This window comes from Streptomyces incanus, from assembly GCF_042656345.1.
In the GTDB taxonomy this organism is placed as follows: domain Bacteria; phylum Actinomycetota; class Actinomycetes; order Streptomycetales; family Streptomycetaceae; genus Streptomyces; species Streptomyces incanus.
In genome coordinates, this window is record NZ_JBHSPC010000161.1 from 14,567 (window position 1) to 32,358 (window position 17,792).

Genomic DNA, 17,792 nt, shown 5'->3' on the forward strand with positions numbered 1-17,792 from the left:
CGCCTCGCCGCACGCACCGTCAGTCCCGTCCCCGGGCCAGGATGTCCGTGACGGCCTTCCGCAACACCGTCGCGGGGTCCGCCACGGCCCCTTCGGAGCGCCACGCCACGAATCCGTCGGGGCGGACCAGGACCGCGCCGTCCCCGGTGACGCCGTGGGCCTGTGCCCAGTCCACGCCGTCGTCCGGCGTCAGGTCCGCGGCGGGGCCGGTGCCGATCCGGTAGGCGTCGAGGGGCACCCGCAGGTGCTGTGCCGCCTGCGCCGCGGCGGTGTGCCAGGCGGCGTCGCCGGACTCGCCGGTCAGCAGCACCAGGGACCGCTCGTACAGGTCGAGGGTGGAGATGCGGACGCCGTCGCGGTCCAGCCACAGGTGGGGGGCCCGGGTGCCCGGTTCCCCCGTCAGCCGCAGGTCCTCCGGGACGACCGGCGCCGCCGGATCGCCGCCGGCGACCGCGCCCTGCGGATAGCGGTAGCCCAGCGCCACGGTGAGGATTCCGCCCTTCGGGCCCTTGGTGCCGGCGCCCGCCGCGGGCGTGTAGCCGGGGTGGCTGTGCTCGACCGAGCGGTTCGAGGCGCGGGCGCTGGTCGCCTCGGCGACCGGCCGGCGCTCGGCGTCGTAGGACTCCAGCAGTCCGGGGCCCGCCCAGCCGCCGTGGACGGCGGCCAGCTTCCAGGCGAGGTTGTGCGCGTCCTGGATGCCGGTGTTGGAGCCGAACGCCCCGGTGGGCGACATCTCGTGGGCCGAGTCGCCGGCGAGGAACACCCGGCGGTCGGTGTACCTCTCGGCGACCCGCTCGGCGGCGTGCCAGGCGGCCCGGCCGGTGATCTTGACGTCGAGGTCCGGCACGCCGATCGCCCGCCGGATGTGGGCGACGCACCGCTCGTCGGTGAACTCCTCGATCGTCTCGCCGTGTTCGGGGTGCCAGGGGGTGTGGAACACCCAGTTCTCGGCGTTGTCGACGGGCAGCAGCGCCCCGTCGGCCTCCGGGTTCGTCAGGTAGCAGACGATGAACCGGCGGTCGCCGACGACGCCCGCGAGGTCGCGTGAGGAGAAGGTGACGCTCACGTTGTGGAACAGGTCCCCCGGACCCCTCTGACCGATGCCGAGCCGCTCCCGCACGGGACTGCGCGGGCCGTCCGCGGCGACCAGGTAGTCGGCGCGGATGGTGGTGTGCTCGCCGGTCTCCCGGCTCTTGACCCGCGCCGTCACCCCGTCGTCGTCCTGGTCGAACGACATCAGCTCGGTCGCGAAGCGCAGATCTCCGCCGAGTTCGCGGGCGTGGGCCAGCAGCACCGGCTCGAGGTCGTTCTGGCTGCACTGGCACCACCCGCCGGGACTGAACCGGGCCAGGCCGCCCCCGGGGTCGATCTCCTTGAACAGCCACTCGCCATCGCCGTCCACCAGACTCGGTGTCTGCATGATGCCGTGGTTGTCCGCCAGGACCGACGCGACCTCCTTGATCTGCTGCTCCACTCCGGCCACCCGGAACAGCTCCATGGTGCGCACGTTGTTGCCGCGCCCCCGCGGGTGGATCGACGTGCCCGTGTGACGTTCGACGAGCGTGTGCGGCACGCCCAGACGCCCCAGGAACACGGACATCGACAGGCCCACGAGGGAGCCGCCGACGACGAGGACGGGCGTGCGGTGACCGGTCTCGCCGGCCTCTTGCAATCGGTTCATTGAACTGCCTCCAGCGTCGCCCTGGACGGGCGGGGAAAGGACGCCGCATTCATTCCCGGTACGGGTCGTTCCGTGTCCCGGCGGCACCCGGTTGACGCGCGGTTCACCCGCCTGCCCCGTGTGTCTCGCGCACCTCGCGGGGCGCGTCGACGATCGGTTCAGGGCGAGCCCGGCCGTTTCGGCGACGGGGCCGTTCCCGACCCCCACTGAAGAGCCTTTCGTGAAGAAGAGGAGAGGTGCGCCGGATGACCACGACGGAACCCATGGCGGGACTCATAGCGCAGTCGGCGTTCGACGGCTCCAGGCTGCGGGTGATTCTGCTGCTCGACCTGTACGACGGGGCGCAGGAGCAGTTCCTCGAGGCTTACGAGCACATGAGCAGCAAGGTCGCGTCCATTCCCGGTCACATCCAGGACCAGCTCTGCCAGTCGATCGAGAACCCCTCGCAGTGGCTCATCACCAGCGAGTGGGAGAGCGCACTTCCCTTCCTCACCTGGGTGAACAGCGAGGAGCACATCGAGGTCGTCCGTCCGATGCACAGTTGTGTCCGCGACACCCGCTCCATGCGCTACAGCGTCCTGCGCGAGACGGAGCCGTGCACCGAGCTGAAGGCGCGGTCCGGTCTGCAGGCGCAGGTCCGCGTGGGCGACGGGGTGGCCCGCCATGCGCTCACTTTCACCGTCAAGCCGGGCAGCGAGTCCAAGGTCGCGGAGCACCTGATCGGGTACTCCTCCCCCCAGGCCCGGCTGGACGGGAACACGCATCTGCGCCGCACCTCCGTGTTCATGCACGGCAACCGTGTGGTGCGGGCCGTGGAGGTCGAGGGCGATCTGCCCGCGGCGCTGCGCCACGTGGCCACTCAGCCCGAGATTCGGGCGGTCGAGGAGGCCATAGACCCCCACCTGGAACAGGAGCGGGATCTGTCCGACCCCGGTTCCGCGCGGGTGTTCTTCACGCGGACCGCGCTCCCCTCCGTGCACCACGTCCGTGCGGACGGCCCCGAACCCGCGGGTCTGCGGCGGCACGCACTGTACTACCCGGCCGTCGAGGGGCAGGGCACGGAGCTGGCCCGGTTCCTCTCCCATCAGGACGAGGCCGCGGCCGGCGACCCGGACAGCCCGGTCTTCACGAGCACCGTCTTCCAGCGCGACGACATCGTGGTCCGCATGCTCGACGTCACCGGCGACCTCGACGCCGACCCCGAATGGGCCCTGGGCATCAAGGGTGCGGGGAAGGCGGCGGAGCTGGAGCGGCTCCTGGACGGCGCGGCGGTCGGTGTCGACGCCCCGCTGAACTCGGAGCGCAACCTCAACCGGCTGCTGTCGCACGCCGACATGCTGCCCGTCACCGACCGCGGCGCGGTGGATTCCTGACGGCACACCGTGGTGCCGTCCGCGGCCGCCCCGCCCGGACGTCCCCCGCCCCACCCGGAGGTACCAACCATGTCCAAACAGCATCCACGCATCGTGGACCTGAGCGAGACGGAACCCAACAGAAGGCGCGGAGGCGATCTCAGGACCCTCCTCACCCCGGCCACGGTGGGTTCCACCAGTGGCTTCATGGGTCTGGCCGTCATCCAGCCCGGTGAGCGCATCGGCGAGCACTACCACCCGTACTCCGAGGAGTTCGTGTACGTCGTCAGCGGCGCGCTCGAGGTCGACCTGGACGGGGAGCCGTTCGCGCTGCGGGCCGAGCAGGGTCTGATGATCCCGATCGACATGCGGCACCGCTTCCGCAACGTCTCCGATGCCGAGGCCCGCATGGTCTTCCACCTGGGCCCGCTCGCCCCGCATCCGAGCCTCGGGCACGTCGACACCGAGGAGAACGCCGGTTCCGAGGCCGGCCCTCAGCTGACCGTGGGCGGGCCGGTCACGTCCGGGAGCGGGCAGGGCCGGCCGGCCGGACGCAGTGAGGCCATAAAATGACCCGGCGGGTGGCTGTCACCGGTATCGGGGTGGTCGCTCCGGGCGGCACCGGGGCGACGGCGTTCTGGGACCTTCTGTCGGCCGGCCGCACTGCGACCCGCGGCATCACCCTGTTCGACCCGAGCGGGCTGCGCTCGCGGATAGCGGCCGAGTGCGACTTCGACCCGTTCGGCCACGGTCTCGATCCGGATCTGTGCCAGCACGCCGACCGGTACATCCAGTTCGCCGTGGTCGCCGCAGGCGAGGCGGTCCGCGACTCAGGGCTCGATCCGGGGGGCGACGACGGCTGGCGCACCGCGGTGTCGCTGGGCAGCGCGGTCGGCGGCACCACCCGGCTGGAGCACGACTACGTCCAGGTCAGTGAGCACGGCTCGCGCTGGGACGTGGACCACCGGGCCGCCGACCCGAAGCTGCACCTGGCGTTCCAGCCGAGCACGCTCGCCTCGGTCGTCGCCGAGCGGTTCGGCGCGCGGGGCCCGGTGCAGACCGTCTCCACCGGCTGCACCTCGGGACTCGACGCGGTCGGATACGGCTTCCACACCATCGCCGAGGGCCGGGCCGACGTCTGCATCGCCGGGGCGTCCGACTCGCCGATCTCGCCGATCACGATGGCGTGCTTCGACGCCATCAAGGCGACGTCGCCGAACAACGACGACCCGGAGCACGCCTCCCGTCCCTTCGACGCGCACCGCGACGGTTTCGTGATGGGCGAGGGCGCGGCGGTGCTGGTCCTCGAGGAGTACGAACACGCACGGGCCCGCGGGGCACGGATCCACTGCGAGATCAGCGGGTACGCCACCTTCGGCAACGCCTACCACATGACCGGTCTGACCACCGAGGGCCTGGAGATGGCGCGGGCCATCGACAGCACGCTCGACCAGGCCCGCCTCGACCCCACCCTGATCGACTACGTCAACGCGCACGGCTCCGGCACCCGGCAGAACGACCGGCACGAGACGGCCGCGGTGAAGCGGTCCCTCGGCGCCCACGCCTACGACACACCCATGAGTTCCATCAAGTCGATGGTGGGGCACTCGCTGGGCGCGATCGGCGCGATCGAGGTGGTGGCCTGCGTGCTCGCCCTGAAGCACCAGGCCGTACCGCCGACGGCGAACTACGAGACCCCCGACCCCGAGTGCGACCTGGACTACGTGCCGCGCACCGCCCGCCCCCGGAAGCTGAGGAACGTGCTCTCCGTCGGCAGCGGGTTCGGCGGCTTCCAGTCCGCGGTGCTGCTGACCGGGCCGGGCGGGAGGACCCGATGAGCACTCAGCGCACTCAGCGCCCCCGCCGCGCGGCCATCACCGGCATCGGTGTGATCGCGCCCAACGGACAGCGGACCGACGCCTACTGGAAGTCCGTCAGCGAAGGTATCGGCGTGCTGGACCGGATCACCCGCGAGGGCTGCGGGCATCTGCCGCTGCGCGTGGCGGGCGAGGTCCGCTCCTTCGACGCGACGGCCCTCATCGAGGACCGGTTCCTGGTCCAGACCGACCGGTTCAGTCATTTCGCGATGGCGGCGGCCGCCCTCGCCCTCGACGACGCCGGGCTCGGCAGCGGTGATCCCGCGGAACCGTTCTCCATCGGCGTGGTCACCGCGGCCGGTTCCGGCGGCGGCGAGTTCGGGCAGCGTGAGCTGCAGAAACTCTGGGGGCAGGGCCCTCGGTTCGTCGGCCCGTACCAGTCCATCGCCTGGTTCTACGCCGCGAGCACCGGCCAGATCTCCATCCGCAGCGGTTTCAAGGGCCCGTGCGGGGTGGTGGCGAGCGACGAGGCCGGCGGCCTCGACTCCCTCGCGCACGCCGCCGGGGCGGTCCGGCGCGGCACCGACACGATGGTCGTCGGGGCCGCGGAGGCCCCGCTGGCCCCGTACTCGATGGTCTGCCAGCTCGGTTATCCCGAGATCAGCACCGTTGAGGACCCGGCCCTCGCCTACCGTCCCTTCACCTCGAAGGCCTGCGGGTTCGTGCCCGCCGAGGGCGGTGCGCTGCTCGTCGTCGAGGACGAGACCCGCGCCCGCGAGCGCGGGGTGCCGGTGCGGGCCACCCTCGCCGGCCACGCCGCCACCTTCACCGGCGCCTCCCGCTGGGAGGAGTCGCGGGAGGGTCTGGCCCGCGCGATCCGCGGCGCCCTCGACGAGGCGGGCGCCGCGCCGGAGGACATCGACGTGGTGTTCGCCGACGCGATGGGCGTACCGGAGGCGGACCGCGCCGAGGCGCTGGCCATCGCCGACGCACTGGGCGCGCACGGCAAGCGGGTCCCCGTCACGGCACCCAAGGCGGGTTTCGGACGGGCCCACTGCGCGGCACCCGTGCTGGACACGGTGGCCGCGGTGCTCTCCATGGAGCACGGTCAGGTGCCCCCCACACCCAACGTGTTCGACATCTGCCACGACCTCGACCTGGTGATGTCGCGCGCTCGGCCCGCCGAGCTGCGCACGGCCCTCGTCCTCAGCAGGGGACTCATGGGCTCCAACGCGGCGCTGGTCGTGCGCCGCGGTGGCGAATCCGCCCGGTAGGTCCGGGCAGGGAAGGAGCAGACACTCATGATCACCACTGAAGTAACCGTCGCCGAACTGGCCGCCCTGATGAAGAAGGCGGCCGGCATCACCATCGACCCGCAGGAGCTGAAGCAGGCCGCGGAGTCCCCCTTCGACTCCTTCGGCCTCGACTCGCTGGGCCTGCTCGGCATCGTCGGCGAGCTGGAGAACCGGTACAGCCTCTCGCTTCCCCCCGACTCGGAGCGTTGCAGGACGCCCCGGGAGTTTCTGGACCTCGTCAACAGCACCCTCAAGGCTGGAGCCTGAAAGTGGCAGGACACACCGAGAACAGCATCACCGTCGACGCTCCCTTCGACCTCGTGTGGGAGATGACCAACGACCTCGAGAACTGGCCGGATCTGTTCAGCGAGTACGCGTCGGTCGAGGTCCTCTCCCGCGAGGGCGACACCACCACGTTCCGGCTGACCATGCACCCGGACGACAACGGGAAGGTGTGGAGCTGGGTCTCCGAGCGCACCCCCGACCGGGCCCGCCGGACCGTGCGCGCCCGCCGCGTCGAGACGGGTCCCTTCGCCCACATGGACATCCTGTGGGAGTACGAGCAGCTGCCGGGCGGCGTCCGGATGAACTGGACGCAGGACTTCTCGATGAAGCCCGACGCCCCGGTCGACGACGCCTGGATGACGGACAACATCAACCGCAACTCGCGTACGCAGATGGAGCTCATCCGGGACCGGATCGAGCAGGCCGCCGGCGAGCGCAGGAGCACCGCCTCCGTCACCTCCCGCTGACCGCCGACCGATCCTGAAAGGACCGTCGATGCACCACGCACTCATCGTGGCCCGTATGGCGCCCGGTTCGGCGTCGCAGATCTCCGATGTGTTCGCCGCCTCCGACCGGGGTGAACTCCCCCACCTGATCGGGGTGAACAGGCGCCGGCTCTTCCAGTTCGGCGACGACGTGTATCTGCACCTCATCGAGTCCGAGCGGGACCCGGCGCCCGCCATCGCGAAGGTGGCCGGGCACCCCGAGTTCCGCGACATCAGCGAACAGCTGGAGGCGTACGTCAGCCCGTACGACCCCCGGACCTGGCGCAGCCCCAAGGACGCCATGGCGCAGTGCTTCTACCACTGGGAGCGCGGCGCCGGCTCCTGAGCGGACAGCCCGGAAGAGCCCCGGGGCCGCCGGTCCCGTGTACGTCACGGAGCCGGCGGCCCCGGGGCCGGCCTGCGTACGGAACATGTCGGCCGGACGGTGCGGGCCGGTGCGGATCAGCCGGGACGGTGCGCTCGAAGGCGTGCGGGCAGGCGTCGCCCGGCTGGACCTCGCCGATGACCGGGCCCGCGCCGGCCAGCCGGTCGGTCATGCTCTTCCGGGTGTGCTCGGCGCCGCCAACGTTGAGGAGCAGCAGGTCCATGGCCGTGGTGGACCGCATCGTCGGGGTGTCGGCGACGAGTTTCTCCATGACGACGACGCGTGCTCCGGGCCGCGCGGATGTCGGCCAGGACCCGGCGGGTGCTGTCGTCCTCCCGCTCCAGGACGTTCATGATGAGGGAGAGGTCCGCCCGTACGGGGACCGTCCTGGCGGCAGTCCCCGGCGCCGAGCCGGGCCCGGCCGGCGCGCCGCCCTCCCACAGCCGGGGGTCGGCGTTCTCCACCACGCCGGGCAGGCCGAGCAGGGTGCCGTGGAGGTCCGGGTACTTCTCCAGCAGCCCGGCCAGGACGTGGCCCTGACCGCCTCCGATGTCCACGACGGAGGAGACGTCGCCCAGGTCGAAGCGCGGCGACGTCCCGCGCCGACTGCGCGCTGACGTCGTCATGGCCCGGTTGACCATGTGCCCGGACTCGGGGGCGTTCTCGCCCAGGTGGTCGAAGAGCTCCCGGCCGTGGACGTCCTCGAAGACGTTGCCGCCCGAGCGGATTGCCTCGTCGAGCAGCGGCCAGAGGTTCCAGGCCCACGGTTCGGTGCACCACAGGGCGATGTACCGCAGGCTGTGCAGCCGTCCTCGCGCAGCAGCCGGGACATGTCGGTGTGCGTGAACGTGCCGTCGGGGCGCTCGGCGAAGACTCCCTGGCACAACAGTGCGCGCAGCAGCAGCCGGCTGTGCGGCCGGCACTTCACCGCCTCCGCGAGGTCGTCCCCGGTCATGGGGGTGTGGTCGAGTACGTCCGCCACACCCAGGCGAACGGCGGCGCGTCCGGCGGCGGCGCGGGCCGCCCCGAAAGCGGGCTCCCGCGGCCGCATGGGCGGTGGGGGGAGCCGGATCAACGGTCGTCGTCCGTCGCCTCGCTTCTTCTGTTGTGCTGTTGAGGGGAGGGCGAGGTACCGAGGGGGTGGGCGGTGGCACGGCGGGGTGTTCAGCACAGACCGGCGGGCTCGGAGAGCGTGCAGGTGTTGCCGCTGAACGTGTTGGTCGTGGCGGTGTCCCGGTTGGCCAGGTCTGCCGGGCTGTTGCCGGTGACCAGGTTGTCGCGGACGGTGTTGCGCTCGTCGACGGTGCCCGCGAAGCTCTTGAACAGCACGATGCCGCCGGACAGCGGGGAGGTGCCCTTGTGGTTCTCGATCCGGTTCTCGGCCACGAGGGTGTCCTCGGCTCCGGTGAGGACGATGCCCGCGCCCTGCAGGAAGGGCAGCCGCGGTGTGGCGGCGCAGCGCTTGTTGTTGGCGCGGAGGTGATTGCGGGTCACCCGCAGGTCGCCCGCGACGGGCTTGGACCCGTCGCCCACCACGAACACGGCGGCACAGTTGCCGGTGGCCTCGTTGTGGTCGACGGTCAGGTTCCGCAGCCGCCGCACGATGACGCCGACGCGGTTGCCGAGCATGCGGTTGTGGCGGATCACCGTCCGGTGGGCGTCCCGGGCGCCTTCCTCGGTGTCCGTGGTGTTGGACAGGAACAGTCCGGCGTCGCCGTTCTCCTCGACCACGTTGTGGCTGAGCACGCTGCGCACCGAGCGCTCCTCGGCGATGCCCCACTTGCCGTTCTTCTCGGCGGTCACGCCCTGCACCCGCAGCCGGTCGGTGCCGGTGGCCCACAGCCCGTTCCCGGGGAAGCCCCGCAATGTCAACGAGCTTACGGTGACGCCCTCGAGGAGTGCCGTGTCCGTGCCGGTCACGCAGATGCCGTGCCCCGCCTCGGCGCAGGCGCTCCGGTCGGCGGCCGTGTCGGGCACCAGGACGGTGCGGTGGGCACCGGAGCCGCGCAGGGCGACGTCCGACGTGGTGATGTCGACGCTCTCTTTGTAGGTGCCGGGCGAGAGGACGACGGTGTCCCCCGGCTTCGCGGCGTCCACGGCCTTCTGGATCGATGCGCCGGGCTGCACCCGGTGCACGGTGGGCTGGGCGGCCGGCGGCGCGGCGGCCATGCCCGAGGCCAGGACGACCACGGTGCAGGTGAGATAAGTGAGGTGACGTTGGGTCATATGTCGAAACTAAAAGGGAATGTGACGCCCCGCCACCACTGATCCCCCAGGTGAGCAGTGGCCATGCGCCGCCCGGCGGCGGGTCTCGCGGGAACCTCCGGGAATGTCGCGGGCGGCCGCTGCCGGGCGGCGGGCACCGGTCATCTCCGCTGCGCGGGCAGCGTCGTGTAGTGGAACTCGATACCGCACAGCAGCACGGTCTGGCCGGGCGAGCAGACGATCTCCCGTTCCGGCCGGTCTGCGGTGCGGCAGCGCAGCCGGATGGGCGGCTGCTCGCGGAGCGGGCCGGGGACGCTCCGGATCCTGACCGATCCGTCGCCCGCGATGAGCGGGGAGAGGTCTACGGTGACCTCGCCGCGTCCTTGCAAAGGGATCCGCACAGGCTCCCTGGTGTCGACTCCTTCGGCGGACAGCGTGCCCCGGACCGGACGGTACCGGCGCAGCAGCACAACACCCGCCAGGACGAGGACGAGCAGGAGGACGCCCAGTGCGGCGGCCCAGCGCACCGGGTCGACGGTGACCCGCGCCGTCCCCCGCACCGCCAGGGACTCTCCGGCCGGGGCGGTGGCCAGCCGGGCCCGCTGGTCCACGTACCGCTCCGAGGCCCGCGCCACCGGGGTGCTCACCCGGCCGTCGACGGACAGTTGCCAGGTCTCGGTGCGGGGACCGCTCCCCCACCCCTTGCGCTGCACGGTGGTGGAGCTGAGCGTGACGTCGATGTCCCGGCTCTCCCCCGGCCCGAGGTCGACCGAGCGGGGCAGTTCACCGGTCGGCTCGACGCCCTCGGGGAGCCCTTCGATCCGCAGGCCGGTGACGCGCACGGGCAGCGCTTCGGTGGTGGCCGTCAGCCGCAGGCGGAGGTCCGATCCGGCCGGCACCGGCCCGTTCCCGGGCCTGTCCGGCCAGGAGACGGCCACGCCTTTGCCCTTGTCCCCGGCCACGGCCTGGGCGGCCTGGATCAGACGGGTGTCGTCCTGAGCCGCCGTCATCGCCTCCCGGGTCCGGGCTCCCGACGCATCGAGCATGCGGTAGCTGGGGAACACCTTGGCCAGGACCTGCTCGACCTCGGCGCCAGGGGCCAAGGCGATGCCGTAGCCGGTCAGGGTGCGGTCGGCGGGCAGGCCCGAAGCCTGTTTGCGCAGGGCGGGCCAGCCGCTCGCGGTGAAGTCCCGGTACTTGACGTCGTCGGGCGCGTGCATCTGCGCGTCGGACAGCAGCAGCACGCCGCCGACATCGGTGCCGGCCCGCTGCAGTCCGGCCAGCGCCTGTTCGAAAGCGCGCCCGAAGTTGGACGCGGGACCCTCGGGGGTGGCGGGCAGCGCTTCGTCGAGTTTCGCGAGCGCCTCGTCGCGGGAGACCAAGTCGCAGGCGCGCGCGCTCTCGCTGAAGGGGATCAGGCAGACCAGGTCCTCGGAATGCAGGGACTCGAGGAACGCGGGAAGCACCGAACGGACCTTGTCGTACGAGCCGTTGTTCGCCATGGACTGCGAGGTGTCGACGACGATCGCGTAGCCGGCGCTGCGGGTGCCCACCACCGAGTCCAGGAACTGCTCCAGGTCGCCGGAGTCCGCGGCACGGGCGGGAGCGAAGGGGCTCAGCGCGGACCCCAGGGTGAGGAAGGCGGTGGCCAGCGCCGCGGCGAGTGCGCGCCGGGCCGACCGGGAACGGTTGTTGCTCATCGGGTGGTGCTCCCTCTGTTCCACTTCTTGGGCTTGCGCGGCGTTCCCGGTACCAGGTTGATGTGGGCCATCAGCCGTATCCACCGCAGTTCACGCACCCGCGAGCGGCGTGCGCGCAGGTCCCGCTTCGTCTCCCGGAGCACCGGCCCCGCCTGCCATCCGCCGCCGCTGTGGCCGGAGGCCCGGCCGGCCATGATCAGGCGCCTGATTTCGTGCAGGATGTCCGCGGTGACGTCGATGCTGCACTGCTGCTCGGTGAGGAGCGCGCGTTCCAGATGGCCGAAGAGCGCGGCGCGTTCCCCGTCCCGGGCCTTCTCCCACCAGCGGCCGGCCACTTCGAGGGCCTGGCGGCCCGCGGCGGATTCCAGGTCGAGGGTGAACGGCGCCCACATCGCCGCGATGTCCCGGGAGGAGCCGACATGCTGGGCGGCTCGGACAAGGCATTCCAGTGGCTCGGGCCCGTCGCCCGTCCGGCCGGCGCCGCCGACGACGGGTGGGCGTCCGCGGCCTGCGCGGGGGCCGGTGTCCGCTGTAGCGGGACGGGAATCGGGGCGGGTTCCGGGGCCGGTACCGGTGCCGGTTCCGGCCCCGGTACCGGCCCCGGTTCCGAACCCGGTCGCGAGGCCGGTGCCGGGGTGCCGTTCCAGGGCGGTCTGCTGCACGGCCTGGCTCTCCTGCGACCGGCGGGCGGCACGCAGGTGGGCGTTGTGGGCGGCTTCGCGCTCGGAGAGCCGCTGTGCGTGGACGGCACGCTCCCGCTCCCAGGCCGCCTGCCGTCGCCGCCATTCCTCGTCCCGGGCGGCGATGCGCCGGTGCAGGTCCGCGGCGGCCCCCTGGTGCGGCACCTGGAGGAGGGCCGTCAGTACGACGGACTCGCCCTCCTGGCCCCAGGGTTCGTCGAGCACCGGCCCGGCGAGCTCGTCCACAAGCAGGTCCAGGAAGGGTTCCAGGTTCCTGTCCCGGAAGATCTTGTGCAGGCTCCGGGCGTAGGCGAGGCACGCCGCCTCGCGCCACGGGGGCCCGACCGGAGGGACGCCCACCAGACAGCTCAGGACGTCGGCCAGTGCCCTGCAGTGCTGCCACACGTCCGGGTCCGCGGTGAGCAGGTCCCTCAACGTACGCGCGTCCGGAGGGCCGAAAGGGGCCGCCGGGTCCGCCGCGCGGCCGATGGGGGCGGCGGGGACGGCCGGATTCGGGGAGACCGGCGGGTGCTCCGGAGTCTGCGGGACATCCGGAGTGTCCGACGTCCCGTCCGAGGTGGGTTTCCGCGATCCCCCCCGGCTCCGGCTCCGGTTCCGGTTCAGGAAGGGAAGCCTGGAGGTGGCTCCGTCCTCGTCCGGGCGCCCGCCGTCCCCCGGCTCGACGGCGACGGCATACAGGTGCGGCCACAGCCACCCGACGGCCTCGGCCGTCCAGTCGGGCCGCCGTGCGCGGACGGTGGCGGTGAGCACATGGACAGCGTCCTCGGCGGTGGGACGCGGTTCGGCCTGGGACGCCTGCCTCGCCTCGCGCACCGACAGCACCGCCCAGGCACGCAGCCAGGCGGGGGCCTCGTGCGCGGCCGGCGCGAGCGGGGTCAGCCAGTCCACGAGCCGCGCGGGGTCGGCCGATTCCCGCGCGAGTACCTCCAGGGTGAGCCGGCGCGTGTCCCGGAGCGCGCGCACGGCGTCGGCCCGGCCGTCCACCACCCTGCCCGGGCCCAACAGGCACAGGCACTCGACCGCGTACCGCAGGCGCCGGCCGTCGGCCGACTGTTCGCGGCCGGGCAGCAACCGCAGGACCTCGGCTTCTTTACGGCACTGTTCGACCAGCCGCCACAGTGCGTCCAGCCTGGCACGGCACGAGGTGCTGTCCATCGCATGCGAGGAACCGCTCAGCACCACGTTGAGGAGGGCTTCCGCCATGAGCGCGGACACCCGCGGTCCGGTCCTCTCGTGTATCCAGTGGCGGTGCAGCGCCTCGTGCAGCTCCCGCCCCCCGGGTTCGACCGCGTACGCGATCCCGCACTCGACGAGCCGCAGGAAGCCTTCGGAGTCCGTGCCCTCGCCGTCCGTCAGGCTGTTCAGCCCTTCGGCCACCACCTGGACGGACTGCTTCCCGGCCTCGACGGCGCTCACCGCCGCGTGGAACGGGTCCAGCCGGCCGAGGGCGCCGAGCAGCGTCCCGTGGTCGGACGGCGCGACGGGCGCGTCGAGCCCGCGCAGTCCGGCGGTGACCGCGTCGAAGCCCACGACCTCGATCAGGCGGGAGAGGTGACGCCGGTAGTCCTCGGGAGGGCCGGCCGGCACCTGCGGCGGAATGCCGAGCCGGACGCACCGGGCGGACGGCGTGCGCTCCGGTCCGAAGGCCAGCTGGGTGGGCGGTTTGTCACCCCCGTCGACACAGCTGCCCACGCGCAGCCCGCTGCGTACCCCGTACGGCAGGAGGCCGACGACGGCGTCGAACACGGCCAGCCGGGTCCGCGCGTCGAGCCGGCCGCCGCCGGTGATGACGACGGGGCTGCCGTGCAGCAGGAGCGCGGCCACGGACGCGGCCCAGTCCACGGCCGCCGCCCGCCGCTGCCCGGTGCCGGCGGGGCCGGTGCTGCCGTGCACGTGGTCGGCGATGCTGTCCAGACCTTCCGCCAGCCCCTCGCCGGCCGGTGGGGGCACCTCCAGCAGGATGCTCTCGTCGTGCTCCGGCGGCAGCCGTACGGGGGCCACGGCGTCCCACAGGGTGGTGTATTCCACCCGCCGACGCACCAGTTCGGCGGAGTCGATGAGCAGGTAGCGCGTGGGTGTGACGGCCCGGTTCGCGCCGTCGCGCAGGGTGGAGGTCTCCATCACGGAGATTCCGGTCCACAACTGGTCGGTGAAGGGCAGACCCGCCACGGAGATCCAGGGCAGCCGGTCCTGCCCGGCGGCCGCGGAGGGCGGGTTGCCGAGGCTCGCCGCGACGATGTAGCCGGAGAAGATCTCGCGGCGGGGCGCTCCTCCGGTGCAGTGCATCACGTCGTACTCGGCCAGCGAGCCCGCTTTCTTGCCGTACCAGGCCCACAGCGCCTCCACGGTGAACGCGTCGTTCACGGACGGCCCCCGTTCCGCATGCCGAGCAGCAGGGCCACCAGCGGTTCCATGACGTTGTACGGGCTGAGCGGGCCCACGATGCGCTCCGCCCCGTCGACGACGTTGACGTTCCCGAAGCGCCGCAGGTCGACGGAACCGCCGGGCATCGTGCCGAACCCGATCGCCGAGGAGGTGAAGAAGTGGAGGCGCGAGGGATGGAAGTTGGCGCGCAGGGTCTGTCCCACCAGGCGCATGGTGCTGCCGTGCAGGTCGTCGGCGAGCCAGTCGAAGAATCCGGCGGGGTCGGACACCACGGGCACGCCGTTCGGCCCGAGGTCGGTCCAGCCGCCGCGCCGGGCCCGGTGGAAGATCTCCGGGTCGTCGAACTTGGTGAGGCAGACGGCGAGATGATGCGGGAGGTAAGGGCCGTCCAGCCGGTTCTCCTGCATGGAGAGACGGGTGATCCGGGTCAAGGTGCCGTTGAGGAAGGCGAACGAGTCGCTGTCCCTCGCCTCGCGCACCGGATCGAAGAGGTAGACGAGTCCCTGGGCCCTGGCCAGGTGATCGACGCTCCGGGCGGCGAGGGTGTCGCTCCTGAGGTCTTCGTAGACACCGCCGGGCACGTCGAGCACGTTCAGCTCGAACTCCAGCCGGTTCGACGGCCGTTTGCGCAGCAGGCGGCGTCTGCCGAAGGCGGTACCGCTCAGGTCCCCGCGAAAGCGCCAGGCGTACGGGCGCACGGCCTGGGTGGCCGGGGGAAAGACCTTGTCGATCGCCAGTTTCTGGGCCGTCTCCACCATGAACCTCTCCGACACGTCGTCGGACGGCACCACCTGCCACCGGCCGAAGGGACCGGACGGGTCGAGGGCGGCGAGGCGCAGGGCTCCCAGGAACGTGGTCTTGCCGGAGGCCGGAGAACCCCAGACGCCGATCCGGGTCTCCCCCTCCCCCACCTGCTGTCCTGGGGTGAACTCGACCGGAGCGACGTACACCGGCTCACTGCCGACGTACTCGGCCTCCCCGTCCACCGCGTTCCGCTCGTACGTCTTGCTCATCATTTCCGGCGGTGGGAACCGGGGCTCGTCCGGCTTGTTCTCATTCATGGTGCTCACTGTCCTTCTGGCTGGGTGGTACCGCCGACGAGTCGGTACGCGCGCCGTGGCGGCGGGCGGTTCCGAGGACCGCCGGTACGGTGGCGGGGTCGGTCAGCAGCCCGGGGGCCTCGTCGGGGCGTCCCAGGGCGCGGTTGACGCACGAGGCGACGTCTTCGGGTGTGTGTGTCCCGAGCGTGAACAGGTGGTCGCGGCCGAGGTCGCGCCAGATGTGACGGAGCCGCTCGCGGGTCTGGGGACGCCAGCGTCCGGAGGTGTCCCCGGCCGCCGCGTCGCGTACGCCGATGACGGTCAGGTCGGGACAGACCACCGTACGCAGCCGGCGCAGGGCTTCCTCGTAGTCGTACCGGTCGGGGCAGGGCAGGCTGAGGTCGGACTGCTGGCGGGCGGGGTGGGGCGGCCTGCGGGCCAGCACGAGCAACAGGTGCCGGGCTCCGTCGCGCCAGTGGCCCCAGTGGGCGGCCGCGTGCAGGGCGTCCTCCAGCGGCGCGCCGTAGTCGTGCCGTACGGGCCGTACGGGGAACCGGCGGACGGCCTCGGCGGCGGCCTCGGCGGAGCCGGGACCCCAGACGCTCAGCACGGAGTCGCCTTCCGGTCCGGCGCGCACGGGCAGGACCTTGTGGTCCTCGTACCCGACGAGTCCGATCCGCAGGCCCGTCGGGTGCTTGGGGATCTCCCCGACGTGGCGGCCGGCCTCGGGGTCCGGCGGTCCGGCGGCGCCGAGTTGACGGAGCACCGACCGCAGGAAGCCGACGCGGCGCTCGGACTCGGCCCGAGCGCCGCCGAGTTCGAGCAGGAGCAGCACATCGACGGCGGCGGCTCGGGGCCGGGGTACGTCCGCGTCCGCGTCGGTGGAGCGCGTCAGCGTCCGCCCGCTTCGGCCTTCGGTGAACAACTCCGGTTCCGCGAAGCGGAGTTGCCCGTGACTGTCGAGGGCGACGGTGACGGTGGTCCGGCGTCCGGGCCGTACCCGCGCACGCCCCGTGCGCAGCACCGGCCAGTCCTCGGTCCGGGTGCCCCTGGCCGTCACCAGCGGAAGGGCGAATACGCCGTCCCGCGTACCGGAGTCGGCGTCGGGACGCGCATCCGTATCCGCATGTGTGCTCGCGTCCCCGATTTCGCCTCCGTCCGCGTCCGCCAACAATTCGACGGAGGCGAACAGTTCACCTTCCTCGGGCAGCGTCGTACCGCCCGGGAAGAGGATGCGGGCGCCGGTGTCCGCCCGCTGCTCCGGTGAGCCTCCCGGGGCGGGCCGGGTGAGCAGGGCATAGCCGTGCCGCAGCGGAACCTGGCGGCAGACGCTTTGAACGATGTCGTCCAGGGTCCGCGGGTCGGAGGCGTCAAGGAGCATCCGGGCCGCCGCCGGTGCCCTGGCCGTCAGGGCCCGCGCCGCGTAGCCCGGCCAGCGCCATCCATGAGCCTGGCCGACGAGGACCAGCGGCACCGCGCGGCCCTGTGCGCGTGCGGCGTCGAGAGGGGCCAGCGTGGTGGCGAGGGCGCGGCGGACCACGGGCTCCCACGCCTCGTCGGCGGCCCGGGGCACCCCCTGTGTTCCGTAGGGGGGAGTGACACCGATGCCGCCGGCCAGCAGGAAGAGGCGTTCCGTCGTCGACGCGGGCAGCCAGGGCGCGAGGTCAGGCCACCGCACGTCGTCACCCGGGGAGTTGTGCGTCCATCCGGTCCCCTGCGGGCAGCGGCCCAGCTCCCGCAGGGCCAGTCCGGCGGTGGAGATCCCGAGGACGCAGACGGCGTCGTACTCGCCGGCCGTGAGCGCGGTGAGCAGGGACACCGCACCGGCGGGGCTGTCCGCGGCGGCGTCCCTCCGCTCCCCCGCGCCGAGCGGATCGAGGAAACCGAACGGGTCGAACGAGCCGAGGGGGCCGAAGGGGCGTGGACCGTGTACGGCCGCCGTCGCGGGGGCGCGGCGGATCAGAGGGCTCAGCCGGAGGTCTGCGGTGCCGCCCGGCGTCGCTCCGCGGGAACGGCTGCCGGCCGCCAGGTACCGGGTCGTGAGAACGGCCGCGGACATGTCCCAGGACCAGCAGGCGGCGATCTCCGCGTCCCGTGCGGCCGGACCGGCGGCCGTCGCCTCCGGCTCCCAGCCGCAGGCTCCACACCGCCGCCCGGCACCGCCCGACCAGCAGACGGGGCAGTGTCCGGGTGGCCCGGCGGCGGTGTACCCGGCATCCGTGGACCGCGGCCGGCCGTGCTCGGGTCCGTCGCGGCGGACGCGCGTCACGGGCGGCGCCCACGGGTCGCGGAAGGGCCGTCGTTCATGGGTGCCGGCCCTGCGTCCGGCCACCTGCCACTGTTCACGGTTCCCCCCTCGGACCGCAGTCCCCGCCGCCGTCCCGGATCGCGGAACCCCCGGTCATGGAACGCGAACTGAGAACGCGTCAGCGATCGTAGCGGGGCACTTACCCCGTTGTCC

Annotated in this window: 13 protein-coding genes and 1 pseudogene; 7 read left to right on the forward strand and 7 right to left on the reverse strand. The window is 72.5% G+C overall.

Annotated features, from left to right (window positions below):
* Window positions 1–19 precede the first annotated feature (19 nt).
* Window positions 20–1,681, reverse strand: a complete 1,662-nt coding sequence (locus tag ACFP2V_RS35850) for an FAD-dependent oxidoreductase (protein WP_381219952.1) — start codon at window positions 1,679–1,681, stop codon at window positions 20–22.
* A gap of 245 nt (window positions 1,682–1,926) precedes the next feature.
* Between ACFP2V_RS35850 and ACFP2V_RS35855 the strand changes: the two genes are divergently transcribed.
* The 7 genes from ACFP2V_RS35855 (at window position 1,927) to ACFP2V_RS35885 (ending at window position 7,261) form a co-directional block, all read left to right on the forward strand.
* On the forward strand, window positions 1,927–3,054 hold the full coding sequence (locus ACFP2V_RS35855) for a SchA/CurD-like domain-containing protein (RefSeq protein ID WP_381219955.1): 1,128 nt from the start codon (window positions 1,927–1,929) through the stop codon (window positions 3,052–3,054).
* A 69-nt stretch (window positions 3,055–3,123) separates the two neighbouring features.
* Window positions 3,124–3,606 (forward strand): cupin domain-containing protein, encoded by a 483-nt coding sequence (locus ACFP2V_RS35860; RefSeq protein WP_381219958.1) that lies wholly within the window; start codon window positions 3,124–3,126, stop codon window positions 3,604–3,606.
* The gene (locus ACFP2V_RS35865) at window positions 3,603–4,871 is read left to right on the forward strand and encodes a beta-ketoacyl-[acyl-carrier-protein] synthase family protein (RefSeq protein ID WP_381219962.1); all 1,269 of its coding nucleotides are present in this window, start codon (window positions 3,603–3,605) and stop codon (window positions 4,869–4,871) included. The genes ACFP2V_RS35860 and ACFP2V_RS35865 overlap by 4 nt, the downstream gene beginning before the upstream one ends.
* Window positions 4,868–6,124, forward strand: coding sequence for a ketosynthase chain-length factor (locus tag ACFP2V_RS35870; protein WP_381219965.1), 1,257 nt, complete (start codon window positions 4,868–4,870; stop codon window positions 6,122–6,124). The genes ACFP2V_RS35865 and ACFP2V_RS35870 overlap by 4 nt, the downstream gene beginning before the upstream one ends.
* 27 nt (window positions 6,125–6,151) lie before the next feature.
* Window positions 6,152–6,412 carry an acyl carrier protein gene (locus ACFP2V_RS35875; protein WP_381219968.1) on the forward strand — a complete coding sequence of 87 codons (261 nt, stop codon included), beginning with the start codon at window positions 6,152–6,154 and terminating at the stop codon, window positions 6,410–6,412.
* Window positions 6,413–6,414: 2 nt separating this feature from the next.
* Entirely contained in the window at window positions 6,415–6,897 is a 483-nt protein-coding gene (locus ACFP2V_RS35880; RefSeq protein ID WP_381219971.1) for an SRPBCC family protein, read from the forward strand.
* A gap of 28 nt (window positions 6,898–6,925) precedes the next feature.
* Window positions 6,926–7,261 carry a TcmI family type II polyketide cyclase gene (locus tag ACFP2V_RS35885; protein ID WP_381219974.1) on the forward strand — a complete coding sequence of 112 codons (336 nt, stop codon included), beginning with the start codon at window positions 6,926–6,928 and terminating at the stop codon, window positions 7,259–7,261.
* Window positions 7,262–7,382: 121 nt separating this feature from the next.
* Here ACFP2V_RS35885 and ACFP2V_RS35890 read toward each other — a convergent pair.
* From ACFP2V_RS35890 to ACFP2V_RS35915, 6 genes and pseudogenes are all read right to left on the reverse strand, one after another.
* Window positions 7,383–8,351, reverse strand: a pseudogene (locus ACFP2V_RS35890) (methyltransferase); the annotation flags it as partial.
* A 113-nt stretch (window positions 8,352–8,464) separates the two neighbouring features.
* Complete coding sequence (locus tag ACFP2V_RS35895; RefSeq protein WP_381219977.1) at window positions 8,465–9,526, reverse strand: right-handed parallel beta-helix repeat-containing protein; 1,062 nt, start codon at window positions 9,524–9,526, stop codon at window positions 8,465–8,467.
* A 140-nt stretch (window positions 9,527–9,666) separates the two neighbouring features.
* Entirely contained in the window at window positions 9,667–11,205 is a 1,539-nt protein-coding gene (locus tag ACFP2V_RS35900) for a vWA domain-containing protein (RefSeq protein WP_381219980.1), read from the reverse strand.
* Complete coding sequence (locus ACFP2V_RS35905; protein ID WP_381219983.1) at window positions 11,202–14,270, reverse strand: hypothetical protein; 3,069 nt, start codon at window positions 14,268–14,270, stop codon at window positions 11,202–11,204. The genes ACFP2V_RS35900 and ACFP2V_RS35905 overlap by 4 nt, the downstream gene beginning before the upstream one ends.
* The gene (locus ACFP2V_RS35910; RefSeq protein WP_381219986.1) at window positions 14,267–15,352 is read right to left on the reverse strand and encodes a hypothetical protein; all 1,086 of its coding nucleotides are present in this window, start codon (window positions 15,350–15,352) and stop codon (window positions 14,267–14,269) included. Before ACFP2V_RS35910 ends, ACFP2V_RS35905 begins: the two co-directional genes overlap by 4 nt.
* The gene (locus tag ACFP2V_RS35915) at window positions 15,345–17,600 is read right to left on the reverse strand and encodes a hypothetical protein (protein ID WP_381219989.1); all 2,256 of its coding nucleotides are present in this window, start codon (window positions 17,598–17,600) and stop codon (window positions 15,345–15,347) included. The genes ACFP2V_RS35910 and ACFP2V_RS35915 overlap by 8 nt, the downstream gene beginning before the upstream one ends.
* Between the last annotated feature and the right edge of the window lie 192 nt (window positions 17,601–17,792).